This is a genomic window from Streptomyces gamaensis (assembly GCF_042656465.1).
Taxonomy (GTDB): Bacteria; Actinomycetota; Actinomycetes; order Streptomycetales; family Streptomycetaceae; genus Streptomyces; species Streptomyces gamaensis.
This window is the reverse complement of sequence record NZ_JBHSPB010000011.1, coordinates 120573-145869: the sequence shown is the minus strand read 5'-3', so window position 1 is coordinate 145869 and position 25297 is coordinate 120573. Positions and strand designations below refer to the sequence as shown.

Annotated in this window: 22 protein-coding genes; 12 read left to right on the top strand and 10 right to left on the bottom strand. The window is 71.3% G+C overall.

Going from position 1 to position 25297, the window contains the following annotated elements; all coding sequences use genetic code 11:
- Positions 1 to 95 precede the first annotated feature (95 nt).
- The 5 genes from ACFP1Z_RS19375 to ACFP1Z_RS19355 all read left to right on the top strand — a co-directional run bounded on the left by ACFP1Z_RS19375 (position 96) and on the right by ACFP1Z_RS19355 (position 4691).
- On the top strand, positions 96 to 920 hold the full coding sequence (locus ACFP1Z_RS19375) for a PaaX family transcriptional regulator (protein WP_390317716.1): 825 nt from the start codon (positions 96 to 98) through the stop codon (positions 918 to 920).
- A 108-nt stretch (positions 921 to 1028) separates the two neighbouring features.
- Positions 1029 to 1676, top strand: coding sequence for a hypothetical protein (locus tag ACFP1Z_RS19370; protein ID WP_390317715.1), 648 nt, complete (start codon positions 1029 to 1031; stop codon positions 1674 to 1676).
- A gap of 127 nt (positions 1677 to 1803) precedes the next feature.
- Complete coding sequence (locus ACFP1Z_RS19365; protein ID WP_390317714.1) at positions 1804 to 2346, top strand: hypothetical protein; 543 nt, start codon at positions 1804 to 1806, stop codon at positions 2344 to 2346.
- A gap of 142 nt (positions 2347 to 2488) precedes the next feature.
- Positions 2489 to 3163, top strand: a complete 675-nt coding sequence (locus ACFP1Z_RS19360) for a response regulator transcription factor (protein ID WP_390317713.1) — start codon at positions 2489 to 2491, stop codon at positions 3161 to 3163.
- Between the two features lie 103 nt (positions 3164 to 3266).
- On the top strand, positions 3267 to 4691 hold the full coding sequence (locus tag ACFP1Z_RS19355; protein ID WP_417801284.1) for a sensor histidine kinase: 1425 nt from the start codon (positions 3267 to 3269) through the stop codon (positions 4689 to 4691).
- Positions 4692 to 4747: 56 nt separating this feature from the next.
- Here ACFP1Z_RS19355 and murJ read toward each other — a convergent pair whose 3' ends face one another.
- From murJ to ACFP1Z_RS19340, 3 genes are all read right to left on the bottom strand, one after another.
- The gene (murJ, locus tag ACFP1Z_RS19350; RefSeq protein WP_390317712.1) at positions 4748 to 6280 is read right to left on the bottom strand and encodes a murein biosynthesis integral membrane protein MurJ; all 1533 of its coding nucleotides are present in this window, start codon (positions 6278 to 6280) and stop codon (positions 4748 to 4750) included.
- Positions 6281 to 6363: 83 nt separating this feature from the next.
- Positions 6364 to 7557: a L,D-transpeptidase gene (locus tag ACFP1Z_RS19345; protein ID WP_390317710.1), complete on the bottom strand. Its 1194-nt coding sequence runs from the start codon at positions 7555 to 7557 to the stop codon at positions 6364 to 6366.
- Between the two features lie 54 nt (positions 7558 to 7611).
- Positions 7612 to 8802, bottom strand: a complete 1191-nt coding sequence (locus ACFP1Z_RS19340; protein WP_390317709.1) for a lipid II:glycine glycyltransferase FemX — start codon at positions 8800 to 8802, stop codon at positions 7612 to 7614.
- 206 nt (positions 8803 to 9008) lie between these two features.
- Between ACFP1Z_RS19340 and ACFP1Z_RS19335 the strand changes: the two genes are divergently transcribed.
- From ACFP1Z_RS19335 to ACFP1Z_RS19325, 3 genes are all read left to right on the top strand, one after another.
- Positions 9009 to 11270 carry a transglycosylase domain-containing protein gene (locus ACFP1Z_RS19335; protein ID WP_390317707.1) on the top strand — a complete coding sequence of 754 codons (2262 nt, stop codon included), beginning with the start codon at positions 9009 to 9011 and terminating at the stop codon, positions 11268 to 11270.
- Positions 11271 to 11404: 134 nt separating this feature from the next.
- Positions 11405 to 11878 (top strand): DUF6542 domain-containing protein, encoded by a 474-nt coding sequence (locus tag ACFP1Z_RS19330; protein ID WP_390317706.1) that lies wholly within the window; start codon positions 11405 to 11407, stop codon positions 11876 to 11878.
- A gap of 25 nt (positions 11879 to 11903) precedes the next feature.
- The gene (locus tag ACFP1Z_RS19325; protein WP_390317704.1) at positions 11904 to 13190 is read left to right on the top strand and encodes an LCP family protein; all 1287 of its coding nucleotides are present in this window, start codon (positions 11904 to 11906) and stop codon (positions 13188 to 13190) included.
- Positions 13191 to 13219: 29 nt separating this feature from the next.
- Here the strand turns inward: ACFP1Z_RS19325 and ACFP1Z_RS19320 are convergent, their stop codons facing one another.
- The 4 genes from ACFP1Z_RS19320 to ACFP1Z_RS19305 form a co-directional block, all read right to left on the bottom strand.
- Positions 13220 to 13453 (bottom strand): hypothetical protein, encoded by a 234-nt coding sequence (locus ACFP1Z_RS19320; protein ID WP_390317703.1) that lies wholly within the window; start codon positions 13451 to 13453, stop codon positions 13220 to 13222.
- Positions 13407 to 14594, bottom strand: coding sequence for a radical SAM protein (locus ACFP1Z_RS19315; RefSeq protein WP_390317702.1), 1188 nt, complete (start codon positions 14592 to 14594; stop codon positions 13407 to 13409). The genes ACFP1Z_RS19320 and ACFP1Z_RS19315 overlap by 47 nt, the downstream gene beginning before the upstream one ends.
- Before the next feature lie 116 nt (positions 14595 to 14710).
- Positions 14711 to 17659 (bottom strand): hypothetical protein, encoded by a 2949-nt coding sequence (locus ACFP1Z_RS19310; protein ID WP_390317701.1) that lies wholly within the window; start codon positions 17657 to 17659, stop codon positions 14711 to 14713.
- A 209-nt stretch (positions 17660 to 17868) separates the two neighbouring features.
- Entirely contained in the window at positions 17869 to 18447 is a 579-nt protein-coding gene (locus ACFP1Z_RS19305; RefSeq protein ID WP_390317700.1) for a TIGR03086 family metal-binding protein, read from the bottom strand.
- A 103-nt stretch (positions 18448 to 18550) separates the two neighbouring features.
- On the opposite strand from ACFP1Z_RS19305, the gene ACFP1Z_RS19300 reads away from it, so the two are divergent.
- Positions 18551 to 19531, top strand: a complete 981-nt coding sequence (locus ACFP1Z_RS19300; RefSeq protein WP_390317699.1) for a helix-turn-helix transcriptional regulator — start codon at positions 18551 to 18553, stop codon at positions 19529 to 19531.
- A 72-nt stretch (positions 19532 to 19603) separates the two neighbouring features.
- Here the strand turns inward: ACFP1Z_RS19300 and ACFP1Z_RS19295 are convergent, their stop codons facing one another.
- Entirely contained in the window at positions 19604 to 20446 is an 843-nt protein-coding gene (locus ACFP1Z_RS19295; protein WP_390317698.1) for a polyphosphate polymerase domain-containing protein, read from the bottom strand.
- 8 nt (positions 20447 to 20454) lie between these two features.
- A complete protein-coding gene (locus ACFP1Z_RS19290) occupies positions 20455 to 21123 on the bottom strand; it encodes a DUF4956 domain-containing protein (RefSeq protein ID WP_390317697.1) in 669 nt (222 codons plus the stop codon).
- 218 nt (positions 21124 to 21341) lie between these two features.
- Here ACFP1Z_RS19290 and ACFP1Z_RS19285 point away from each other — a divergent pair, with 218 nt between their 5' ends.
- The 3 genes from ACFP1Z_RS19285 to ACFP1Z_RS19275 all read left to right on the top strand — a co-directional run bounded on the left by ACFP1Z_RS19285 (position 21342) and on the right by ACFP1Z_RS19275 (position 24708).
- Entirely contained in the window at positions 21342 to 22544 is a 1203-nt protein-coding gene (locus ACFP1Z_RS19285; protein WP_390317696.1) for a L,D-transpeptidase, read from the top strand.
- A gap of 233 nt (positions 22545 to 22777) precedes the next feature.
- Positions 22778 to 23944 (top strand): hypothetical protein, encoded by a 1167-nt coding sequence (locus ACFP1Z_RS19280; RefSeq protein ID WP_390317695.1) that lies wholly within the window; start codon positions 22778 to 22780, stop codon positions 23942 to 23944.
- A 113-nt stretch (positions 23945 to 24057) separates the two neighbouring features.
- Entirely contained in the window at positions 24058 to 24708 is a 651-nt protein-coding gene (locus tag ACFP1Z_RS19275) for a phosphoribosylanthranilate isomerase (protein WP_390317694.1), read from the top strand.
- Here ACFP1Z_RS19275 and ACFP1Z_RS19270 read toward each other — a convergent pair.
- Positions 24705 to 25229: a DUF4232 domain-containing protein gene (locus ACFP1Z_RS19270; protein WP_390317693.1), complete on the bottom strand. Its 525-nt coding sequence runs from the start codon at positions 25227 to 25229 to the stop codon at positions 24705 to 24707. The genes ACFP1Z_RS19275 and ACFP1Z_RS19270 overlap by 4 nt on opposite strands.
- Positions 25230 to 25297: the final 68 nt, after the last annotated feature.

Sequence of the window (25297 nt, the reverse complement as noted above, 5' to 3'; positions counted from 1 at the left end):
CGTTCAACTTAGGCAGCTCCATGTCGGCCGTCAATGGAGTGCCGAGTATTTCGGCTTGTTCCGTACGGCGCCGGTCCGCCGCCTACGCTGTGCGCGTGACCATCCTCGAAATCGCCCCGCGCCCCCAGTCGTTGATGCTGAACTTCTTCGGCATCCATGTGCTCGGCCGGGACGTCGCCCTGTCCTCCGGCTGCGTGATCGAGGTGTTCGCCCGGGTCGGCGTCACCGAGGAAGCGGTCCGCTCGACCCTGACCCGCATGGTCGCCCGGGGACTGCTGCGACGGCAGCGCAGGGGACGCAGGATGTACTTCGCCCTCACCCCGCGCGCGGTGGCGGTCCTGCGGGACGGGCGCGAGCGCGTCTGGCGCACCGGCGCCGTCAACCGCGACTGGGACGGGCAGTGGACCCTCGTCGGCTTCTCCCTGCCGGAGTCCTGGCGGCGTGAACGGCACGATCTGCGCACGCGGTTGACCTGGGGCGGTTTCGGGCCGCTGCAGAACGGGCTGTGGGTGGCGCCCGGCGTCGTGGACGTGGCCGAGCTCCTCGGTGACCTGGCGTTCCAGGACCGGCTGCGGGTCTTCCGGGGCACGGTGCTCGCTCCCACGGAGGTGACGCGGGTCCTGGAGTCCGCCTTCGACATCGCCGCGATCGCCGCCCGGTACCACGCCTTCCTCGACCGCTGGAGCCGGCCGGGCGCCCTCGGATCCGACGCCCTGGGCGGCCAGTTGCTGCTGCACACGGACTGGCTGGAATGCGTCCGCGACGACCCCCGGCTGCCCGCCGAGCACCTGCCCGCCGACTGGCCCGCGATCCGCGCCGAGAAGCTGTTCCACTCCCTGGCCCGGCGCTGCGCGGCCGCCGCCCGCGCCGAGGCGGGACGCGTCCTCGACTGCGTCCCCGCACTCCCGGCAGACTCTTGACCGCCGTAGGAGCGGCGCCCTAGATTCGACGCCCTCTCGACGGCGCCGGCGGCTCGCCGGTATCCGCACGCTCCTCCCCTGCCCGCCCGCACCCGGGAGCACTCCACCATGCGCTCACGCCTCGCCCGACGCGTCGCTGTCGTCTGCACCGCCCTGGCGTTGACCGCCGGTCCGGCGGTCGGCGCGCGCGCCGCGACCACCACCGAGCACCGCACCGGCACCCTCGCCGACGGCGCCACCTGGGTCGCCGACGTCCCGCCGCACTGGAACGGCACGCTGCTGCTGTTCGCCCACGGTTTCGGACCCGCCCGCGCCCAGGACGCGCCCGACGCGGCCACCGCCTCCGCGCTGCTCGCCGAGGGCTACGCGCTCGCGGGCTCCTCCTACGACCCCGACGGCCCGCAGTGGGCCCTGGCCGGCGCGGAACGCGACCAGTTCGCCACCCTCGACGCCTTCACCACGGCCGTCGGCCGCCCTCAACGCACCATATCCGTAGGCCAGTCCATGGGCGGCCTGGTCAACGCCCGGATGGCGCGCGACGCACACGGGCGGCTCGACGGCGCGCTCGGCCTGTGCGGCCTGGTCGCCGGTGGCCTCGATCTGAACAACTATCAGCTCGCCGGGGAGACCGCCCTCGCCGCGCTGCTCGCCCCGGACGAGGGGATCGCCCTCACCGGCTACCCGAGCGCCGAGGCGGCCGGCGCGGCCGCCGGACTCCCTGACCGCGGCGGTCGACAGCGCCCAGAACACCCCTGAGGGCCGCGCCCGGATCGCGCTCGCGGCGGCCTACCTCAATCTGCCCGCCCGGTCCCCGGACCAGGACCCGGCCGGGGCGGAAGCGCGGCAGTACCAGTGGCTGACCACCGGGCAGCTGCGTTTCATCATGACCGGCCGCTACTCCGTCGAGCAGGCCGCGGGCGGGGACAGCGGCTCCACCGAGGGGCTGAACTGGGCGGCCCTGCTGGCCCGTTCGCCGCATCAGCGTGAGGTGCGCGCGCTGTACCGGGCAGCCGGTCTCGACCTGGACGACGATCTCGCGGTACTCTCCCGGGCGCCGGCGCACCGCGCCGACCCGGCCGCGACCCGCCGGCTGGCCCGTACCTCCACGGCCGGCGGACATCTGGACGTACCGCTGCTCGGCCTGCACACCATCGCCGATCCCCTCGTCCCGGCCGAGCAGGAGACAGTCTTCGCCGCGCGCGTCCGCGCCGCCGGTGACGCCCCCCTGCTGCGGCAGGCCTACGTCGCCCGCGAGGGCCACTGCACGTTCACGCCGCAGGAGATCCTCGCGGGCCTGCACGCGCTCGTCCGCCGTCTCGACACCGGCCACTGGACCGGCACCGGTGCCGCCGCCCTGACCGCCGACCAGCCGGCCGGCACGACGGCCTTCACCGACCGCCGGCCCGGACCCCTGGTCACGCCCTGACCCCCGCCGCCCCGTTCTCCCTCTACTCACCCCTGTCCCATTTGCACCTTTGTGGCCTTCCTGGCCGAAAGACTGATGCGCGCCCGCCGGCCCCTCGCTAGCTTTCGGGAGAAAAGACCGCACAAGTGGATCATTGGGGCCCGTGGACATTCTGGTGATAGAGGACGACCCCCATGTCGCGGCCGCGCTCCGGCGCGGCCTGGAGGCCGAGGGGTACAGCGTGGAGCACGCAGCCGACGGCCTCCACGGCCTGCAACTGGCGCTGCGCCACACCTACATGGCCATCGTCCTCGACATCATGCTGCCGGGCGTCCACGGCTACCGGATCTGCGCCGAGCTGCGCAGGGCGGGCGTGCACACCCCCATCCTCATGCTCACCGCCAAGGACGGCGAGTACGACCAGGCCGAGGGGCTCGACACCGGTGCCGACGACTACCTGTGCAAGCCTTTCTCCTACGTCGTCTTCCTGGCCCGGCTGCGTGCCCTGATCCGCCGCGGCGGCACCAGGGACACCGTCCTGCGCGCCGACGACCTGTGGCTGGACCAGTCGGCCCGCCGCTGCGGGCGCGGCGAGACCGAGATCCGCCTCACCGGCCAGGAGTTCGCCGTCCTGCACTGTCTGCTCCGCTCCGCCGGACAGGTCCTGTCCAAGCTGGAGATCCTCGACGACGCGTGGGACATGGCCTACGACGGCGACCCCGGCATCGTCCAGGTCTACATCAGCCTGCTGCGGCGCAAGGTCGACCAGCCCTTCGGCCGGCGCAGCATCCAGACCGTCCGCAGGGCCGGCTACCGGCTGACGGCCGACGGTGCCTGAGCGCTCCGGCGGCGGCCCGGGACGTCAACCGCGGCCGCGACATGGCCGGTTGCGGCCGGGAGTGCCCCTTCGCGGGGGACGGCCCGGGCGTCTGACGACGCGGGTGCGCACCGCTCTGGCCGCCTGGCTCGCCGCGCTCCTCGTCGCCGGCGCCGGGGCCTGGTGGCTGCGCCAGCACCTGTACGACTCCCGGATGGAAGCGAGCCGCAGACAGGCCTTCTTCCAGGCCAAGGCCATCGCCGGCGAGAACTCGGTCGACCAGGGCGGCACGACCGTCGTGCACGCCAACACCCTCTCCCTGCCCTACGTCGTCATCGACCCGGAGGGCACTCCCGTCCTCCAGGGCGCGCCCCTGAAGGGCCAGACGCTCCACCGCGAACAGCTCACGCCCGCACCCTCGGAGGCGCTCCCGAGCTGGAGCGTCGAGCGCGAGGTCCGCCTGGACCCCCGTCCCGCGCGGGCCAAGAACCGCTACTCGGGACGCACGTTCACCGCCGTCGGCGTCTGGAGTTACGTCCCGGAACCGGATCCGAAGAGGGGCTCCACCTACTTCACCGCCGGGGCCGGGCAGTACACCGTCTACGTGCTGGTGACGCCCTTCGAGGCGGAGGACACCGTCGCCGACATCGACCCCGCCCTGTGCGCCGGGGTGCCCGGTGCCGCTTTCCTCGTCGCCGCCTTCGTCTGGCTGACGACCGGCAGCGCCCTGCGTCCCGTGGAGGCCATCCGCGCCGAGCTCGCCGAGATCGGCGAACAAGGGCTGGACCGCCGGGTCCCGGTGCCGCGCGGCCGGGACGAGATCCACCGCATGGCCGTCACCACCAATGACACCCTGGACCGGCTGCAGCGCTCGGCCGAGGAGCAGAGCCGGTTCGTCGCCGACGCCTCGCACGAGCTGCGCAGTCCCCTCGCCGCTCTGCGCACCACTTTGGAGGTGTCGCTCGCCCATCAGGAGAGCACCGACTGGCCGCGTGCCACCGCCACGGCGGTGGAGTCCGTGCGGCGGCTGCAGCAGCTCACCGACGACCTGCTCTTCCTCGCCCGCCCCGACGGCCCGGCCCGTGACGCGGAGCGCTTCGACCTCGCCGACACCGTCCGTGATCTCGTCACGGAGCTCCGCCATCTGCACGCGGACCGGGCCGAGTTGGCGTCCTCCCTCCCGGGGACAGCCGCTGTCCACGGCCACCCCCTCCAGCTGCGCCGGCTGTTGCGCAACCTTGTGGACAACGCCGTCCGCCATGCCCGTACGGCCATCACGGTCACGATGACCGCCGACGGGGAGACCGTCCGGGTCGAGGTGCACAACGACGGCTCCGACATCGCGCCGGCCGACCGCGAGCGGATCTTCGAGCGTTTCACCCGGCTCGACGAGTCCCGCAGCCGCGACGCGGGCGGCAGCGGTCTGGGCCTGGCCATCGCCCGGGAGATCGCCGTCCGCCACGGCGGTACCCTCACCGTCGCCGACACCCCGCCCGGTACCGGGGCCACGTTCGTCCTGGAGGTCCCCACCGGGGAGACCCCCTCGTAGAGGCCCGTGAGGAAGGAGCGGCGCGGGCGGGGGCCCGCGCCGCTTCCGTCGGCGCCTCAGCCCTTCCGCGCCCGCGCGAGGACGGCCACCGCGGCCAACGGCACGGCGCCGGCGGCCAGTCCGGTCAGGGCGCCGGGCAGTCCGCCCCCCACGGCGCGCTCGCACACCCCGGCGAGCACGTAGGACAGGCCCGCCGCCGCCGCGGAGGCGAGCACCAGCAGGGCGTGGGCCCGCAGCACCCGCCGGCCGTCCAGTCCGCCGGTCCGCCGGCGCAGCACCGCGGCGGTGACCACGAGGCTGACGCCGAAGGACAGTCCGAAGCAGCCCGCCATGCCGGTCACCGCCCACCGGGTGGGCAGCCACAGGTAACAGGCCGCAGCGCCGGGGGCGTTGACGGCGAAGACCACGAGGTTGAGCAGGAAGGGGGTGCGGCTGTCGTGGAGCGCGTAGAAGGCGCGGGAGAGCACGTAGTGGGCCGAGTAGCAGATCAGTCCCGGTGCGAAGGCCATCAGGGTCCACGCGATGGCCCGCACGTCCTGCGCGCCGGTCCGGCCGTGCCCGAAGGCCAGTGCCGCCAGTTGCGGGGCCAGCGCGAGGAAGCCGAAGGCGGCCGGAACCGTGAAGACGGCGCTGCCGCGCAGCGCCGCGGACAGTTGCTCGCGCAGGCGTGGCATGTCGCCGTCGGCCGCGGCGGCGCTCATGCGGGGCATGGCGGCCGTCATCAGCGAGACGGTGATCACACCGTGCGGGACGATCCACAGCAGGTAGGCGTTGCTGTAGGCGGTGTATCCGACGCCGTGGTCCAGGCCCGCCGCCGCCGCGTCCTGCCCGGCCTGGGTGGACAGCCGGGTCACCACCCAGTAGCCGAGCTGGTCGGTGAGGACCATCAGGACGGTCCAGCCGGCCATGCGCAGCGGAGCTCCCAGGCGGGCGCCGCGCCAGTCGAAGCGGGGCCGCCAGCGCACTCCGGCCCCGCGCAGGCACGGCAGCAGGACCAGGGCCTGGACCGCGATGCCCGCGGTGGTGCCCCCGCCCAGCAACAGGATCTGACCGTCGGTCAGGTCACGTGCGCCGTCGGCCCGGCCGGCGGCCATGTACGTGCCGAAGACGGCGATGACGACGAGGTTGCTGAGCACGGGCGCCCAGGCCATGGGGCCGAACCTGCCCCGGGCGTTGAGGACTTGGCCCACGACCGTGAACAGGCCGTAGAAGAGGATCTGCGGCAGGCACAGGAACGCGAGCGCCACGGTCACCGAGCGCTGGGCCCCGTCGTAGCCGGTGTAGGCGTCGACGATCCACGGCGCGCTCACGGTGGCGGCCGCGGTGAGCGCCAGCAGGGCGGTGGTGAGCGCGGTGAGGAGCCTGTCGGTGTGGGCCGCTCCGCCGTCGGCGTCGCGCTGGGCCGCCGCGACGAGGTCGGGGACGAGCACCGTGTTGAGGGCACCGCCGACGAGCAGGATGAACAGGATATTGGGGACGGTGTTGGCCACGTTGTAGCCGTCGGCCAGGAGTCCGGTGCCCAGGGCCGCCAGGACGACGGCCGCGCGCAGGAATCCGGTGGCGCGCGAGACCACGGAGCCGGAGGCCATCAACAGGCCTGCCGAGCGCCCTCGTCGACGGCGGTGCGCCCCGCCGGACGGGCGGGGCGGGGCCTGTCGCGTACGGGTGCGGGTCACCGGGCCGCCCGGTGGAGAGCCGACCTGGCCTGCCAGTCCTCCCAGGACAGGTTCCACTCGGCGAAGCCGTTGCCGGCCTCGACGGTCTCCTTGCCGCCGGACACCTCGAAGACGTCGCCGGCCTGGGCCCGGTCGTAGAACCAGGTGGCGTCCGCGGTCGTCATGCCGAGGCAGCCGTGGCTGGTGTTGGTCCTGCCGATAGTGGATTCGGCCCACTCGGCCTGGTGGGCGTAGGTACCCGAGATCGTCAGCCGCATCGAGCGCTGGACCCACTGGCCGTACGCGTTGCCCAGGCCCACGGTCTGGGAGTCCATCCAGATGGTGCCCTCCTTGGACATGATCGTCATCTTGCCGCTCCATGTGCGGTTCTGAGCGTCTCCACCGGTCACCGGGATGGTTCTGGCCGTCTTGCCGTCCTGGACGAACGTCAGCCGGTGGGTGTCCAGGTCGACCTTGGCGATCTGGCTACGGCCCACGGTGAAGGCGGTGTTGTAGGAGCGCACCAGGTAGCGGCCGTCGCCGGTGTCCACGCCGTTGAGGTCGGCCTCCAGCGTGACCTTGGTGCCGGGCTTCCAGTACTCCTTGGGCCGCCAGTCGACGCGGTCGCGTTCGGTGAGGGGTTCCTTGACCCAGCCCCACGAGCCCTCGGTGTTGTTGTCGGTGGTCACCTTCAGGCGGCGCTCGACGGCGGCCTTGTCCTTGACGGGGTGGTCGAAGGCCAGGGAGACGGGCTGGCCCACGCCGACGGTCGTGTCCTTGCCGGGCAGTACTTCCACCTTGTTGACCTGCTTCGGGGTCAAGGTGTGGAAGGTGCTGTGCTGTTCGTGGGTCCTGCCGTCGGCACCCTCGGTCCTGACGACGACCTGGAAGCCGGTGCCCGTGGCCAGCGGGGCCTCCGGGGTGAAGGTGGAGTCCTTGAGGGTGCCGGGCCAGGCCTTGCCGCCCCCGACGACGGCGACCTCGGCGAGGGTGCCGTCCTCCACCTTCACGGTGACCGGGTCGCCGGGCCTGACGTCCTGGGCGCCGTCGGCAGGGCTGACGGTGACGCGTGGTTCCTTCTGCGGGCTGCTCTTCGCCTTGTTGCCGCCGTTGTCGCCGCCGCATGCCGCGAGCACGGGCAGCAGCAGGCACAGCAGCCCGGCGAGGACGCGGGGCAGGACAGGGGTGCGGTGGGTGGTGTGCGTGTTCATGGGAGGGCTGCGTCTGCTCCTCGGTAGCGGGGATGTGTCGTGTTCGGCGTGCGGTCAGCGCGAACGGGCTGCCATGTAGGTGCGGAAGGCGAGGTGGAGGGAGCGGCTGAGGACGAGTTCCCACTCGCCGAGGGTCTCGGCGACGTGCCCGCCGGTGCCGAGCTTCCAGCGCAGCAGCCCGTAGTCGGACCCCTCCGGGTCCAGGCAGTCCTTGACCCCGCGCATGTCGTACACGCTCGCGCCCTGCCCGTAGGCGTGCCGGATCATGGCCCACTGAAGGGCGTTGCTGGGCCGTACGGTGCGGTGGTGGTCGGCGTTGGCGCCGTACAGGTACCACGCCTGGGTGCCCACCGAGGCCAGCGTGTGCGCGGCCAGCACCTCGCCGTCGTGGCGGGCGAGGAACAGCCGCATCCGGCCGGGGCGTTCGTTGTTCATCTCGCGGTACTGGCGCTGGAAGTAGGGCAGTTGGCGTCCCAGGTCGAATCCGCCCCGTTCCTGGGTGGCGCACAACAGCCGGTAGAACTCGGGGAGGTGCCCCATGTCGCCCGTGCCGAGTTCGACGCCGCAGGACCGGGCCTTCTTGATGTTGCGTCTCCACTGCGGGTTCAGTCCGCTCCACAGGTCGTCCAGGCTCCGGCCGGCCAGCGGCAGGCGGAAGACGAAGCGGGGCTGGGCGTCCTCCGCCGCGGGCCGCCAGCCCTGGCCGCGCAGCCTGCCGACGACGGTGGCGCCCACCGGGTCCACCTCGTCGGGTATCACGTCGCGCAGTCTGCGGGCCGCCGCCGAACGGACCGTGTCCCGCACGGTTTTCGCCTGCCAGCGGCGCAGCAGCAGCGGCGGCCCCATCCGTACGGCGAACGCGCCCCGTTCCCTCAGGTGGTGGACCATCGGGCCCAGCCAGCGGTCCAGGTGCGGGTCGCCCCAGTCGATGACCGGGCCCTCCGGCAGGTAGCACAGGCGCCGCCCGAGCCGGGGCACGGACCGGGACAGCACCAGGGCCGCGCCCACCAGGCGTCCGCCGGCGTCCCGCCAGCCGAGGTGCTCGGCCTGCCAGCCGTCCTTGACGCGTCCCCAGGAGGGGCACTGCATGAAGCTGACGCCGCCGAGTGCCGCGGCCGCCGGGCTCTCGGTCCACGCCAGATGTTCCGCCTCGGTCAGCGGGACCAGCTGGAGGCGGCGGTCCTCGGTGGGACAGTCGGCCTCCGCGACCAGGCCGGGAAGGAAGGTGAGTTCGTCGTGGTGCACCGGCGCTCCCAGGGAGTTCAGTAGCGGTGATCACCACACATGGTGCGTATTTCGCCTGAACCGTCCCTGAAGACCTTTAAATTCTCTTATGCATCTTCAATGGGTATTCCTGGCATGCTGCGAGGCACGGCCCCGCGGTCGCGGGCCACCGGCGGTGACGCCCCACGAGCGGGCCGGGCGGGACGGAACGACAGGAGACACCACAGATGGGCCGAGCGGACATACGCCGGACTACCCGGCACCGGGGACGCGACAAGCGGCGCAGGAACGGCCGCCGACGGACCGCGGACCCCGGGGCCAGGCCCCGCAAGCGCGGCCTGCGCCGCTTCCTGACCTGGCGCAAGGTCCTGGGCACGGTCCTGACCGGGTGCGTTCTGGGCGTGGGCGCCTTCCTCGCCCTCTACTTCTCCATCAGCATCCCCGAGGGCAACGCCGCGGCCCGGGTGCAGAGCAATATCTACAAGCTTCCCGACGGCACCGTCCTGGCCCGCACGGGCCAGGTCAACCGCGAGCACATATCCCTGTCCAGGATCCCCCGCGAGGTCCAGCAGGCGTTCGTCGCGGCGGAGAACAAGACCTTCTACGAGGACGCCGGCGTCGACGTCGGCGGTATCGCCCGCGCCGCCCTCAGCACCCTGACCGGCAGGGGCAGACAGGGCGGTTCCACGATCACCCAGCAGTACGTCAAGAACTACTACCTCGACCAGGACCAGACCCTCACCCGCAAGGTGAAGGAACTGATCATCGCGCTGAAGGTCGACCAGCGGCAGACCAAGCAGGAGATCCTGGAGGGGTACCTCAACACCAGCTACTTCGGCCGCGGCGCCTACGGCATCCAGGCCGCCGCCCGCGCCTACTACGGCAAGGACGCGGACCGGCTCACGGTGGCCGAGGGCGCCTACCTGGCCACGCTGCTCCAGGCTCCCAGCCAGTACGACTGGGCCGTCGCCCAGCCCGCGACGAAGAAGCTCGTCGAGGCCCGCTGGAACTACGTCCTGGACAACATGACCGGGATGAAGTGGCTGGACGAAGGAGCCCGGCGGTCCCTGACCTTCCCGGTGCCCGCCGACCGCCGGCCCGACCCCGGCCTCGGCGGCCAGACCGGCTACATCGTCAAGACGGCCGACCAGGAACTCCTCAGGGCCGGCGTCGACGAGCGCTCGCTGGCGGCCGGCGGCTGGACCGTCACCGTCACCATCGATCCCGCCAAGCAGAAGGCACTTGAGGCAGCGGTCAAGGACAGGCTCACCAGTGAGCTGGACCCGAAGAAGCGCTCCGTGGACGCCGCCGTCCAGGCGGGTGCCGCCTCGGTGGACCCCGCGACCGGGGCGGTCCTCGCCCTGTACGGCGGGGAGGACTACACCCGGCACTACCTCAACAACGCGAGCCGCCGCGACTACCAGCCCGCCTCGACCTTCAAGCCGGTGATCCTCGCCTCCGCGCTGCAGCACGGCTCGACCACCCAGGACGGCAAGCCGATCACCGCCGCCACCGTCTACGACGGCAACAGCAGGACGCCCGTCAAGGGCAGCGCCGTCCCCTTCGCCCCGCCCAACGAGGACAACCAGGACTACGGACAGACCGACGTCCAGAGGGCGATGAACAACTCCGTCAACACCGTCTTCGCGCAGATGGCCGTCGACGTCGGTCTCGGCGCGGTCAAGAAGACCGCCATCGACCTCGGCATCAGCGAGAAGGCGGGCGGTTTCGACGAGAAGCCCGCGATGTCCCTCGGGGTCATGGGCGCCAGCCCGCTCGACATGGCCGGCGTCTACGCCACCTTCGACAACCACGGCAAGCGCGTGACCCCTTCCCTGGTGAAGTCCGCCGTGCGCAACGGCCACAAGACCGAACTGCCCGATCCTGTCGGCGGCCAGGTCCTCAGCCGGAAGACGGCCGACGCGGTCACCTCCGTGCTCACCGGAGTCGTCAACGACGGCTCGGGCGCGGCCGTACGCAGCGACAAGTACGCGACGGCCGGCAAGACGGGCACGTCCGACGACGACAAGTCCGCGTGGTTCGTGGGCTACACCCCGCATCTGGTCACCGCCGTCGGCCTGTTCGGCGAAGGCCAGGGCGGCACCCAGGTGAGCCTGTACGGGGCCGCCGGCAGCGGCAAGCGCGTCGGCGGCGGCGGCTACCCGGCCCGGATCTGGTCCGCGTACACCGAGGCCGCGCTCAGCGGGGAGCCGTCGTCCTCCTTCGACCTCCAGGCCACGGCACCGCCCCCGCCGAGCGACCCGCCCCGCACGTCGGCCCCGCCGCCGCCGAGCGTCTCCCCTCGTACCACTCCGGCGACGCCGCCGACGTCCCCGCCGTCTCGGCACACCACCCCCACACCCCGGCTCACCCCGGATCCCAGCAGCAGTGCCAACCGGAGCGGCGACCGCGGTCACTCCTCGCCGCCGCCGCAGCCGGGAGGGTCCGCCAGCGGCAGCGCGGACCCCGGCCTCGCCCACGACGGCTGACCGCGGCGAGCGGACCGGCCGACGCGGCGCCGGCAGGCCGCAGGCTTGCCTCTTTGCGCAAGCGAGCAACCGAAAACCCTTTTCGGTCATCTTGTCCAGTGTCTATGACACGGATGCTTTAAGGGTGTATGAGCGTGGTGAACACGACGAGGCCGCTCGCAGAGGTGGTGCTGCCGGACCAGCGGCACACTCCGCCCCGTGGAACGCGGCGGCGGACCGCTTCGCCGCAGCCGCCGAGACGCCGCGGGCGCCCCGGTGCGGCGGCCCTGCTGCTGGTCGGCGGGCCGCTGCTCGGCGCGGTGGTCACCGGTGGCGGCCTGGGGCCGGTGTTCGGAGTCTGCTCGCTGCTGGGCGCGGCCGCCGCGAGCTGGCTGTGTTCGCGCCCGGGCCTGTGGTGGACGGTCACCACGGCCCCCGTCGTGGTCCTGCTGGTCGCTCTGGGGGCGCGGGCGGCGACCGATTCCGACACCTCGAACGGCGCCGCCCTGGCCACGCACGCCCTCGGCTGGGTCGCGCAGGCCTTCGTCGTCATGGTGGTCACGCTCGCCGCGACGCTGGCCGTGACCGCTGTCCGCATGCTGAGGGAAAGAGGAGAGAGCCGTGGGTAGGCGGCGAGCCGAGAAGAGCCGGGCCGTGCGACGCCGAGCGGGCGCGGGCCCGTCCCGTGCGACGGTCGTCGCGCGGGCGGCGGCGGTCACGGTGTGCAGCCTGTCCCTCATGGGCGCCGGGGTCTCGTGGTACGCGTACCACGAGCTGGAGACGGGCGCGACGACCTCGGACGCCCTGTCCTCCATACAGAAGAACGCCCCGGCCAAGCTCGACAACTCCGTCAACCTGCTGCTGATCGGCCTGGACAGCCGCAAGGACATGGACGGCAAGGACCTGCCGCCCGAGGTCGTCCGCGACGAGCTGCACGCCGGCGCCTCCAGCGACGTGGGCGGCTACAACACCAACAGCCTGATCCTGATCCACATCCCGGCGGGCGGGAAGGCCAAGGCGCAGGCGGTCTCCATCCCGCGGGACGACTACGTCATGACGTACAACGGCGACGGCTCCCAGCAGGGCATGCACAAGATCAAGGAGGCGTACGGACGGGCCAAGTCCGCGGCGGAGCCCGCGCTGAAGGCCAAGGGCCTGAGCGACGCGGAGCTGGAGCGGCAGAGCCGGGAAGCCGGCCGCAAGGCCACCCTGGTCACGGTGCAGAAGTTCCTCGACGTGCACATCGACCACTTCGCCGAGGTCAACCTGATCGGCTTCTACGACGTGGCCAAGGCCATCGGCCCGATCGATGTGTGTCTCAAACGCGCCACCAAGGACCCGGCGATGAAGGGCCAGGGGTCGGGAGCGGACTTCCACAAGGGGATCAACACCCTGTCCACCCCGTCCCAGGCCCTGGCCTTCGTGCGCCAGCGCCACAACCTCAACGACCCCGACGGCACCGGCAACAGCGGTGACTTCGCCCGCACCCACCGCCAGCAGGCGTTCATCACCTCCGCCATGATCGCCCTGAAGAAGAAGGGCATCATCGGCAACCTCGGCAAGATGCAGAGCCTGCTGGACGTGGTGAAGAAGGACATCGTCATCGACAACCGGTGGAACCTGCTGGACTTCGCCCAGCAGGCGCCCAACCTCACCGGCGGCAACGTCGTCTTCAACACCCTGCCCGTCAAGGCCCTGTCCGACGTGAACATCCCCGGCGAGGGCAAGCAGTCCGTCAACGAGGTCGACGTCGCACAGGTCCGCAAGACCGTCCGCACACTGTTCACCCAGGAGTCCCAGCCGGACCCGAAGCCGTCCGCCTCCTCCCCCGCGCCCTCGCGCACCCCGGACGCCAAGCCGTCCCCGTCGTCCAGTTCCAGTCCGCGCCTGACCTTCCAGGGCCCGGAGGTCGACGGCGGCGACATCCCCTGCGTCGACTGAGCCGCGCTCCGCCGCCGAGGAGGACCGGGTCAGAAGCCGACGCCCCGGTCCTTCTTGCGGTGGACGGGCTGCATACCGCCGCCCGTCTGCCCGAAGTTCTGGTTCCACTTCTGGAAGGTGCTGTTCGCCCTGTTGATGGCCTGCGAGACGGCCGTGCGGCCCTCCTCGCGCTGCTTCTGCCGCTCCAGGAGCTCGGCGACCGAGCCGACCGTCGCCTCACGGACCGACAGCACTCGACTGTCGTCCTCGTCCCACCACGCCATGCTTCTTCCCTCCTGCTCGCTCCGGGTCCAGCTTCGACAGCGCCCGCGCCTGCGGGCTCGTGGTGTCGCCGTCCAGCAGGTCGATCAGCGCGCGGGCGAGTTCGATCCTGCTGCCGGTGCACCAGTCCGTACGGGCCGTGTCGAAACGGCCGTGCTCCGCCCACCGGTTGCACGCGTAGCCGCCGCCGCACATCTGCCAGAACGAGCACGTCGCCGCGCACTTCGCCAGCCCCTGGTGGTACTCGGCGACGTACGGGACGCGCGGCGCGCGGGCGACGATGTCCGACAGGGACTCGGTGAGCAGGTGCCCGGCGACGAAGTCGTGGTACCGCGCCGACTTCAGCCCGGCCAGTTCGGGCGAGGCGAGCACGACGGAGCCGTCCCGCATGACCGTGGGCATCGGCTCGCGTTCCCACGTCTCGCCGTCGACGTACGCCTGCACCGCCAGCAGCTCCCGCACGACCGGAACGTCCTCGGCGCCGATGTGCTCCCGGCCGTAGGTGATCACGCCGGTCCAGAAGCGGCGCGCCTGTTCGTTCGTGGGCTGCTCCCGGACGGTGTTGACGCCCTCGCGTCCTTCGAGGTTGAAGGCCACGCTGTCGAAGCCGTTCTCGTGGAAGAACCGCATCAACTCGTAGCCGCGGCCGGTGTTCTGGGGCGGGACGACACAGATCGCGTACGGGTTCAGGCCGTACGCGCGCAGCCGGCGCACTCCGCGCAGGGCGCGCCCGGTGATCTGGTGGCCCGCCCAGTCCACCCGGGCCGACGCCAGCTGGACGGGGCCGTCGAGGGAGACGCCGATGCTGAAGCCGTACTCGCCCAGCAGCTCGCACCAGCCGTCGTCGACGAGCGTCGCGTTCGTCTGGATCGCGTGCCGGACGAGCCCCTTCGTCCGGGCTTCCGCGAAGGGGGCCAGGAGGCGGCGCATGGCCGGCACGCCGATCGCGGTGGGCTCGCCGGAGTGCCAGATCACCTCCACCTCGTGCCCTTGGCGGAGGATGTCGGCGGCGACGCGCTCGGCGATGCCCGGCGGCATCGTGGCCGTGTTCCTGCGGCCGGGCAGGTAGCAGTACGAGCAGTTGGCGTTGCAGTAGTTCGTCGGCTGGACGACCACCATGCCGTAGCCGGCCCTGAGTTCCACGGGCCCACCCCCCTCTGGCCCGATTGTGCTGCAGGGGGGTGGGTGAGGGCCAGCGATCGGGCCGAACCGTCACCGTGAAGGGGGTGTGCGCCACGAACGGGCGGCACACCCCGGCTTCATGTGCGGGCCGCGCTCTTGGCGGTGCGGTACCAGTCGGGGGTGTTGAGGAGGGTGCTGTCGGGCATGTAGTCGAGGGGGTCGAGGCCGGTGACGGAGCCGAACTCGCCCGTCGCCCCGCTCGCGGTCCGGAAGTCCTGGTACTTGATGAGCTTGCGCGTGGTGCTGTCCGCGTATTTCTTGGCCCAGTTCACCTCCAGGTCGACGATGGGGCCGTCGAGGCCGCGCATGCCCTTGTTGCCGAACTGTCCGGCGGACAGGTCGAATACCCAGCGCTGCCCGTTGCGCTCGCCGAGGACGACGTAGTGGTTGGCGTAGGTGCGCTGGTCGACGTTGTCCCAGATGCCCATGCCCCGGAACTTGATGTTGGTGTAGCCGTTGTTGCGCATGTAGGAGGCGACGGGGTTCATCAGCGCCTCGCACTTGCCGGCCGGATTCTGGACCAGCTGGCCGATGGTCTTGCCGGTGATGCCCGAGTCGTAGTTCAGGGCTCCTGTCAGGGCGTTGTTGCGCAGGGCGGTCTCCTCGGCGTTCAGGGTGGTGGAGGCGAGGCCCGAACGTCCTGTCTCGATACGGAACTCCGGCGCGCTCGTGTCCGCGTACACCTTCACGCGCCGGCCGTCGGAGAGCCGGATGCCGTCGTCCGCGAAGTTCAGGACGTCGTCGCCGACCATGTTCACCTTGGTGAACCCCGGTGACAGGGAGCCCTTCAGGCCGGCGTTGTTGATGCCCGCCATCTGTCCGTCGCCCACGCTCAGCATCGCGTGGATCATTTTGCGCTGCCCGCCTTCCCGCACGACGAAGGCGACCCGGTGGCCCGGCCCGAGGCGGGCCAGGCTCTCGGCGTTCTTGATCTCCTTGCCCGCGCCACCGAGGTAAGCGCGGAAATTCGTCGCCCGGGTGGCGCTCAGCGCCGCCCGTTCCTGCTTGGTGATGATCCCGGCCATTTCCTGGAGCTTGATGACGGCGTCCCAGCACACGGCCCCGTTCTTGCTCATGGTGCGGGTGAACGCCGCGCTGTCGGCACCGGCCGCGGCGATCCTGGCGGCCCGGGCCCGGGGCGGCAGTTTCAGCAGTGCGACCTTGTTGCGTGCCACCCGCATGGTGTTGCGGACGGTTTGCGCGGCGGCGTGGGCACTGTGCCGGTGGACGGGCAGGCCCCTCAATGCCTTTCCCGCGAAGCCGAGATCGAGGACGGCGCCGCCCACGGCCAGCATTCTGCCGAGTTCGGCGTCCTCCATCGCCTGGCGGTAGACATCGCCGCGGTCGGCGTTGTTGGCGATGGTCTCGTCGTAGTGGGCCGAGGCGAATCCGAAACCCACTCCGGCGCCCAGGGAGACCGCGGCCCCGACGCCGCCCGCCGCTCCCACGGTCACGGGGATGGTGACCAGGCTCAGCGCGATCATCAAGTCGCGTTTGAACATGGCGTCGTGGTCCTGCTCGTGCTCGGCCGCCGTGTAGACCAGACCGTCGAGATTGGACATGACCCGGGTCTTGGCGGCCTGCCACAGTTCCTGGTGGGTGGTGTCGGACTGTCGGAAGGAGATCCGGGGAACGGGTTCCAGAGGCTGCGTGTAGGTCCACGGCGCCTGGTACGTCCGTGCGGGCCACAGCGGTTTGAAGTCCGACGACCGCGCGGCGTCGTTCTCGAATCGCGACAGATGCTTGCGGATGAAGTTCTCGTACGCGCTGGACCCGTCGTCGGTCTTCCAGAGATAGTGCTCGCCCGTCTCGACCGATACGAGCAGCTGGTGCTTGCCGTGGCCGACGGCGACCACGCCGGGCACCACCTTGTCCCGGAACACCACGAGGCTTTCCTTGCGTTCCCCGGAGAGCCACGCCGCCGCGAGCAGCTTGGTGAGGTGTGCCGAATCGGCGAAGATCCGGGCCATGGCACCTTTGAGCCGGGACTGCGAGAATTCCGTGAACGACTTCTTGAACTCCTCGCCGCCGAGGAGGCGTTCGGCGTCCGCCGCCGCCCGCGCGGCGATGCCGGCCCGGACCTGCTTGCCCTTGAGGGCGTCCGCGAGGGACTGCGGCATGCCCTCCGGGGGGATGAGGTCGACGGCGCCGCGCGTCCCCATCACCTGGGGGTTCTTGCGATGCGGCTCACCGAGTGCGAGCTCCCGGGTGGTGACCGTCCACCGGATGTCGAAATTGCCGCCGTTCATCAGGAGGGTGTCGGGCCGTATGGCGGGCTTGGCCACGGCGGTCCACAGGCCGTCGAGGTCCACGGTCTTCGCATCGGCCGAGCCGCTGACGCTTTCGAGGACTTCTCTGGTGACGGTGTCCAGGTACTCCTGCCGTGTGGCCTCCCGCTGTTCCAGGGTGTCGGCGCCGCGTGCGAGCCCGTTGAAGACCGTGTCGGTGCCGCCGGTCCAGTCCTCGGCCTGGGCATCGGTCAAGGAGCTCAGCGAGCTGTCGCCGCCCCCGGGGGCGGAGCGCCGCTGCCGGGACCGTACGGGTGCCGCGTCGGCGCCCGGCACCCGCAGGGGGTCCCAGTCGGGCGTCCAGTCCCACACGGCCTGCGCGGAGTCGGCGAGCCAGGTGCCCAGGCCCTGCGCGGACGGGCCTGCCGCCGGCTGGAGCTGCGCGTCCGTTCCCGGTGCGGACACGCTCGTGGTGGCCGGCTGCGCCGGGCCGGTCAGCGCTGTTCTCCCGTCGCGGCCCGGGAACACCGGACGCTCCGGGCCGGTGATTCTGGGTGGCCGGGCGTCGGGCGCCGTCAACTGGCCCGGGTTGCCGATGCCGTTGCCCTGCGCCCACAGGATCATCAGCAGCTGCTGTGCGTACGTCAGCTCGCGCTCGCGGGTGGGCCGGGCGTTCCTCATCATCTGCCGGGTGAAGCGTTTGTCCTGCTTGTGCCCCGCGCGCTTGCCGCCCAGCGGACCGCCGGGGTGTCCCTTCAGACTCTGGTACTGGGCCCGGTGGTCGTAGTGCTGTGGCATGCGTGTCCCCACGTGCGTAGCCAGGGCCGCCCCCGGCGGGGGGCGGCCCTGAGAGCGTCATCGATCCAGGGGAGGCTATCGACCGTACGTCGGGGGCGGTTGTCCACCGTTCGTCGACGACGACGTGACGAACGTTGATATTTCGACTCTCACTATGGCCCACAGCCCCGGGTGGTCCCGCCGGTCGTCGCGGCCCGGGCGGGCCCGATTCACACCTTCCGTCCCAGCCAGGCCGTCAGCCGCCCGTAGGCGTCCGCGCCCTCGGGGGCCGGGCGGACCGGGGCGAACGGTACGCCCTCGCCCCGGCGGTCGGCGGCCAGGGCGCGGCGGGCCCACTCCAGCGCGTACTCCCCCAACTCCTGGTCCAGCGGCAGCGGTTCGCCCAGGGCGCGGGAGAGGTCCCAGGCGTGGGCGGCCATCTCCAGCACGCACCCCGACGCCAGATAGGCGCTGCCCGGCATCTCGCCCCACGGCACCGTGATCGGCATGTCCAGCTTCGCGTCGTCCGCCCAGGCCGCCGCCAGCCGCGCCCGGGCCCGGGCGAACTCCGCGCCCCAGCCGCCGTCCGGTACGCCCGTGGCCGGTATCAGCGCGACGTCCTCGCCGTGCTCGCCGACGGCGGCGCCCGCGTCCGCCCCGCCGACCAGGTGGGCGATCAGGGCGCGGACGTCCATCTCCTCGCACGGGGTGGGCGCGTCGAGGGCGTCCGCGGGCACGGCGGCGATGAGCCGCTCCAACTGGCCTGCGGCGCGGGCGAGAAGAGGGCGCGGGTCGGTCACGGTGTGCATGGCGAAGGGTCCTTCCGTGGGTGGTCGAGCAGGTGCGACACGGCAGAGGATCACGGCATAACCTGACACCTGCCGTCATGTTTTCCCGGAGGCCCCGAAACCCGTGAAGTCCGACCGTCTGCTGTCGATCCTGCTGCTCCTGCAGACCCGTGGCCGGGTGCCGGCCGCGGAACTCGCCCGGCGCCTGGAGGTCTCCGTGCGCACCGTCTACCGCGACGTCGAGTCCCTGTCGGCCTCCGGCGTCCCCGTCTACGCCGAACGCGGCCGGCACGGCGGCATCGCCCTGCTGCCCGGCTTCCGCACGGACGTCACCGGGCTGACGGCCGACGAGGCCCGCGCCCTGTTCGTCGTCGCCGCGCAGGGCACCCACACCGCCCTCGGCCTCGACGGGGCGCTCGGCTCCGCGCTGCGCAAGGTCATGGCCGCCTTGCCGGCCCCGCACCGCCCGGTGGCCGAGGCCACCAGCCGCCGTATCCTCGTCGACCCCGTGCGCTGGATGCCCGCTCCGGCTCCCGCCGCGGACCTGGGCGAGCTGCACGCGGCCGTGTTCACCGACCGGCGGCTGCGGCTGCGTTACCGGCACAGCGGGACGACGGACCCGCGTACGTACACCGTCGACCCTTACGGACTCGTCGCCAAGGCGGGCACGTGGTATCTCGTCGCCGACCGGCGCGGCCGCCCGCAGCTGTTCCGGGCCGACCGGATCGCTGTGGTCACGGTGACCGGCCAGGAGGTGCGCCGGCGGGCCGGGGTGGAGCTCGCGGACGTGTGGGACGTGCTGCGCCGCGAGGTCGAACAGCGCCCGGCGGACGTCCTGGTGACGGCCACGGTGCGCCGCTCCCGCCTGGACATGTTCCTGCGCCTCCTCGGAGCGCAGCTGGCCGGCCCGCCGACCGGGGGTGATCCGGCCACGGTGCGTCTCGCCCTGCCCGAGATCCGCGCGGCCCGCGCGCTGCTCTCCTTCGGCCCCGACGTGGAAGTCCTCTCGCCCCGGGAAGTGCGCGAGGATCTCGCAGGGGTGGCGGAGCGGACGGCGCGGCTGTACGGCGGGGACGGCGCGTCCGGGGCGTCGGGGGCCCACTGACCGGTTGCGCTATGGCCGGTTGCGCTGTGGCCGGTTGCGCTGTGATCAGGTCCTCAATAGCCCTGCCCGGCTTCACCGTTCACCCCCGAAGACCCGGTGCGCCGCGCGCCGCCAGCGGTTCGCGGGGAGGGCGGGGTGGAGGGCCCCGAGGGCTCCGCAGTACTTGGTGAAGACGGCGGGCCGGATCCCGTGGGCATGCAACAGCCGGTCGGCGGCGCCGATATGGCCGGCGGTCTTGGTCTCGACCAGGACGAGCGCGGGGTCTCCGCGCACGGCGCGCCCGGTGCCCGGTTCCGCGCAGAGCAGGTCCGCGTCGCAGGTGACGCGTTCTCCGTCGGCCACCAGCGTCGTGCGCCGGTAGTCCGTGCCGAGGGAGGGCCGCAGGACGGTGGGGGCGTCGATGCCGTGGGCCGCGCGCAGCGTCCCGGTGAGCCAGTCGCGCTGCCGGGCGTCCAGCGGGCTGTCCGTGCCGGTCAGCGGGCGCCGGTGTTTGACCGTGACGCCCCGGCGCCCTTTGACCTTGAGCTCGAACTGCCGCTCCCCCGAGTCCTGGTAGACCCGCTCACGGATCTTGAAGCGGAGCCGGCGGCCCTGGCGGTGCTCGTGGAAGGAGCGCAAACAGGGGGTGTCGTAGTAGAGCGAGTGGTAGCGGAAGGCCCTTCGGCCGTCGATGGTCAGCACCCGGAACGGGCCGCCAGGTCTGCGGGGGTGTGTCAGCGCGGCGGCCACGCTCAGGAAGACCGGTGCCGGGACGAGGTAGCTGCGGTCGAACCGCGTGAGCAGCGCGGCCCGTTCATTGAGCTCGGTGAGGGACACGGGGCCGGCGGACGCGGCCACCTCCTCGGTGGCCCGCACGGCCGTCAGGCCGAGGGGCGTGGCTGCGGTCGTCGTGCCGGTCGCCATACCAGCCGTCATGCCGGTCGTCATGCCGGCTCGCAGACAGCGGCGGTGCGAGGGGCGGTACCGGTCTTCGCCGCCGGGCGCGTGCCCAGGCGGGTGCCCGGGTGTGCCTCCGGGTGTGCGTCCGGCTCGTGCCGGGGGTCGAGGTAGCGCACGTCGACGACCATCAGGTCACGGACGTAGTCCACTTCCATGACGGTCCAGTGCAGGGGTTCGCCGAGTCGCCGGGCGAGATCGGCGCGGAGCGCGGCGGGGTCGCGGTGCACGGTGTCGAGGGTCACGACGGTGCGGCGGGAACGAGTCGGCAGGCTGCGGCTGTCGGCGGCCCAGAGGACGAGGAGCAGGACGGCGCTCAGCCCGGCCTTGACGGTGATCGCCAGCGAGGGGAGGCCGCAGACGAGGCCGAGGACGAGCGTGGTGAAGTAGTACGCGACCTCTTCCTGCTGCACGGCGTCGGACCGGAGCCGGACGATCGACAACACTCCGAAGAGTCCGAAGCCCAGGGCCGTGGCGCCCGTGCCGCCCACGGCCGCGAGGGCCGTGACGACGGCGAACAGGCCGGTGTTCAGGGCGAGGCAGGCCGGTACGAGATCGCGGCGGCGGTGCCGCGGATAGTACAGCGCGAAGGTCAGCAGGCCGACGGCGACGAGGTCCAGCGCGAGTTGGGCGGTCATGTGACGTAGAGCTTCCACGGCGTCACTCCCTGTGCGAGTCGATGGGAGCACTGACGATAGAGATCTCTGATTCGAACTGGGGTTCCCCTGTGGAGAAACGATGCGCCCGGCACACCTCATCAACCGGTGCACCTCGTCAACCGGCACATCTCATCAAACCGTGACACACCAGCTGCAACCACAATCACAGAAGTTGCCTCTTTGACCACGAAACACGCCCTTCTGGAGGTCCTTTCGTGAGCAGCACCCCTCGCACCCCCCTGGCCCGCCACCGGTTCCGCGGCCCCGCGCTCGTCGGCACCGCCCTCCTGGCGGCCGCGCTCACCGCGTGCTCCGGGGGGAACTCCGCCGGCGGCGGCACCGACGCCAAGACCCCGCCTCCGGCGCAGATATCGGTGAACCTGACCGGCAAGGACGCCAAGGCCGGTGAGCCGGTGCAGGTGACTCTGGCCGAGGGCAGACTGCAGGAGGTCACGGTCACCGACAGCAAGGGCGGCACGCTGGACGGGAAGATATCCGACGACGGCAAGAGCTGGACCTCCGAGCGCAAGGTCGCACCCGGCACCACGTACAAGGTGCAGGCCAAGGACGACAAGGGCCGTACCGCCACGGCCGACTTCGGCACCGCCGCCCCGGAGAAGGTCAACAAGGTCGACTGGAAGCCCGGCGACAAGTCCACCGTCGGGATCGCCCAGCCGATTTCCCTCGTCTTCGACCACCCGGTGAAGAACAAGGCCGAGGTCGAGAAGCACCTGAAGGTCACCACGGACAACAACACCGAGGGTTCGTGGGGCTGGATGGAGGACTACGACGGCAAGACCCGGGTCGACTGGCGCCCCAAGGAATACTGGAAGCCCGGCACCAAGGTGACCCTCAAGGCCGACCTCAACGGCGTGGACTCGGGCGGCTCCGGCGGCTGGTTCGTCCGCGACTACGAGACCAGCATGACCATCGGCAAGAAGCAGGTCGTCAAGGTCGACCTCGACAACCACCGGCTGAAGCTCTACCGCGACGACGAGTTGGTCAAGGATATCGCGATGTCGGCCGGCACCCCCGGCGGCGACAAGGCCTCCTGGAGCGGCAAGACCGTCCTGATGGCGAAGGAGGGCACCATCAACATGAACTCCGAGACCGTCGGTCTCGGCAGCAGCTACAACAAGATGGTCGACTACTCGATGCGCCTGACGTGGTCCGGGATGTACGCGCACGCGGCACCCTGGAACGCCGCCTACTTCGGGAACACCAACCACAGTTCGGGCTGTATCGGCATGAGCGACTCCGACGCCAAGTTCGTCTACGACCAGGTGCAGATCGGCGACCCGTTCGAGGTCACCGGCAAGGACGCCAAGGGGACCCAGGCGCTGAACAACGGCTACGGCGAGTGGAATCTGTCGTACGACGACTGGAAGGCGAAGAGCGCCCTCAACGGACAGCAGTGACACTTGCCGGCGGAACTCCGGCGCAGCATGTAACGACGGAACCAACAGAATTACATATACCGGAAACGGGAGTTATGACGGGCACGTCCGGATTCATGGAAGGATTCCGGTGAAGGCAGCGGCGACCGACCGGTTCCGCCGCTGACCGTGCGATCCCTGGAGGACCCATGACGACGATCCGTCGTGCCCGCCAAACCGCCCGTCTCCTCATTGTCCTCAGTTCTCTGGCCCCCTTGGTATGGGCAGGAGCGTCCACCGAGGCCGCCGCGGCCGACAACTGCGGCGGCAAGTGCCAGGTGCTGCCCACGCCGCACGGCGACAAGGTTCTGCCCTTCCGCGAGTTGCCCGCCGACACCTCGTTCAAGGGAATCCCCAAGGACGGGGAGGGAACGGACGCCATCGCCTGGAAGGAGGCGCTGGCGAAGAACAACGCGGCGGGATCCGACCCCTTGGACTACATCAAGAACAAGCTCTTCCCCCGCTTGCGGTCGCAGGTCCCGGACCTGATCTCCGAGAACTCCGCCAAGAACCCGAACAACCTCGACATCGTCGTCCACTCCGACTGGAACGACCCGAGCCTCTACTTCCGTGCGGGCAAGGGCGGCCTGCACGACTACTGCGCCGAGGACGAGAACCGCTGCGGTTTCGTCGGCAATCTCGTGCAGGTCGCCCCTTATCTCGAGCGCGGCATCATGGTGCAGGGCCCGAAGACGGTCAAGCTCGCCAAGAGCGTCACCACGACGGACACCCGGACCACCACGCGCGGCTGGTCCGCGGGCGGATCCATCATTGTGATGCCGCCGGGCAGCGAGAATATGGTTTCGTTCCAGTACACCACCAGCACCTCCGACGCCCACGCGTTCGGGAAGACTTCCAGCGCGGAAGTCACCAGCACAGTCCCTGCCGGTCACTGGGGTTACTCGGACCTGCGGTTCACGGGCGGCCAGTACACCGGTTTCCTTGTGGTCAGGACTCCCCAGGGAGCCCTCGACTTCAAGCCCAAGACCCGCCACAAGGGCATCCCGGAATACCCCTCGGAGGTCAAAGCGCTCAAGAACGCGGGCGTGAGGATGGGCGAGGACTTCAACCACGCCTACAACACCCGGGAAGTCGTCGAGGTGTACCCGGTGCGCACGCTCGTCAAGGCGCCCGGCCCGGACGGCGAACTCCCGCCCAGCTTCACCCTGGACGTCACCTGGCGTGACGGCAATGCCTCGGACGTCGTCAAAGCGCTGTGGGCCAAGCGGGACGAATTGACAGCCAAGTGGCAGAAGACCAAGGGTGAGGAGAAGGACCGGCTTCTGGAGCAGTTGCAGGAGTTGGACAAGAAGATCGCCGAGCAGTTGAAGACCGAGGGCCTGGGAGGCGGCATGTATTCCTCCGTGCGGCCGGTGAAGTAGCCGGTCGTCGTACCCGGGCGCCTCGCCCCCGCGCGGCGCCCGGGTACGGGACCCGCCCGCGCCCCATCAGGATCGAGGACGCCGAGAACATGACGACATGGCACGATGAACCGGTGACAGACACGGTACGGGCGGTGGCGGAACCGTTGTTCGTCAAGATCTGCGGGCTGCGGACGCACGAGGACGTGGCGGCCGCGGTCGCGGCGGGCGCCGACGCGGTCGGCTTCGTCTTCGCGGAGAGCCCGCGCCGCATGGAGGCGTCCGTCGCCCGCGAGTTGGCGCGGGCCGTGCCGGAGCACGTGCTGACGGTGGGGGTGTTCCGGCGGCAGCCGCTGGAGGACGTACGGGCGCTCGCGGAGGCGAGCGGGGTACGGGCCGTACAGCTGCACGGCGACGAGGGCGAGGAGTACTACGCCGCGCTGCGGCGCCCCGGGCGCACCCTGCTCCGCGCGGTCGCCGCCCGGGAGGGCCGGCGGGAGCGCTGCGGCGGGCTCGGTGAGGATCTGCTGCTGCTCGACGCCCCGGCTCCCGGCGCGGGCAGGCCGTGGGACTGGTCCGCGCCCGGTTTCGTCCCGCCGGAGGGGCGGTGGCTGCTGGCGGGCGGGCTGACCGTGGGCAACGTCGGCGAGGCCGTACGGGCCACGGGGGCGTGGGGGGTGGATGTCTCCAGCGGCGTGGAGCGTGAACGCGGCGTCAAGGATGCCGAGTTGATCGCCTCGTTCGTCAGGGCGGCCCGCACCGTCGCCCAGGGGAGCGACCGCTAGACGTCGATCCGGTACGCCAGGGCCGTCACGCTCAAGTCCCCGTTGGTCACGATCTGTTGGAACGGGACGGTCAGGTGGCTGGTGGACGCCGGCGGGGTGATCTCCAGGTACGTGGCCTCGACCATGACCGGGGCGTCCGCGTGGGCCCAGACCAGGTCGGCCTCCACGGAGCGGCCGGGGCCGAGTATGAGGGTTTTCTTGCCCGGGTCGGGCGCGAAGTAGGTGCTGCCCCAGTGGGTGTTGGTCGTCAAGGGCCGGTGGCCGGCGTCCTCCAGCTGGAGGCCGGGGTAGCCGCGCAGGGCGCAGCTGTGGCTGGAAGCGTTGGTCAGCCGGAGCAGGGTGCCCTGGTGGGACATGCCGATCTGGTGGCCGGAATCGGTGAGGGAGGCCCGGAGGTCCTGGGTCCGGCAGGTCGGGGTGGCCGCGGTGGCGGCCGAGGCGTCGTGGGTCGCGGTGGCGACGGTGGCCGCCGCGAGCGCGGCGGCGGTCACCGTGGCCGCCTTGCGGAGTGCGGTGCGCATGAGCGGGTGGCTCCTTCCGTGCGGGAAGGGTTCCGGACGTTCCGGAACCGCACGTGTTTTCCCGCCGG

What these genes read in the sequence shown, in the direction of transcription:
- ACFP1Z_RS19370 (WP_390317715.1), top strand. Translation starts at nt 1,029, where the DNA reads ATGCGCTCACGCCTCGCCCGACGCGTCGCTGTCGTCTGCACCGCCCTG.
- ACFP1Z_RS19365 (WP_390317714.1), top strand. Translation starts at nt 1,804, where the DNA reads ATGACCGGCCGCTACTCCGTCGAGCAGGCCGCGGGCGGGGACAGCGGC.
- murJ (WP_390317712.1), bottom strand. Translation starts at nt 6,280, where the DNA reads ATGGCCTCCGGCTCCGTGGTCTCGCGCGCCACCGGATTCCTGCGCGCG.
- ACFP1Z_RS19345 (WP_390317710.1), bottom strand. Translation starts at nt 7,557, where the DNA reads ATGAACACGCACACCACCCACCGCACCCCTGTCCTGCCCCGCGTCCTC.
- ACFP1Z_RS19335 (WP_390317707.1), top strand. Translation starts at nt 9,009, where the DNA reads ATGGGCCGAGCGGACATACGCCGGACTACCCGGCACCGGGGACGCGAC.
- ACFP1Z_RS19320 (WP_390317703.1), bottom strand. Translation starts at nt 13,453, where the DNA reads ATGGCGTGGTGGGACGAGGACGACAGTCGAGTGCTGTCGGTCCGTGAG.
- ACFP1Z_RS19310 (WP_390317701.1), bottom strand. Translation starts at nt 17,659, where the DNA reads ATGCCACAGCACTACGACCACCGGGCCCAGTACCAGAGTCTGAAGGGA.
- ACFP1Z_RS19305 (WP_390317700.1), bottom strand. Translation starts at nt 18,447, where the DNA reads ATGCACACCGTGACCGACCCGCGCCCTCTTCTCGCCCGCGCCGCAGGC.
- ACFP1Z_RS19295 (WP_390317698.1), bottom strand. Translation starts at nt 20,446, where the DNA reads ATGACGGCTGGTATGGCGACCGGCACGACGACCGCAGCCACGCCCCTC.
- ACFP1Z_RS19270 (WP_390317693.1), bottom strand. Translation starts at nt 25,229, where the DNA reads ATGCGCACCGCACTCCGCAAGGCGGCCACGGTGACCGCCGCCGCGCTC.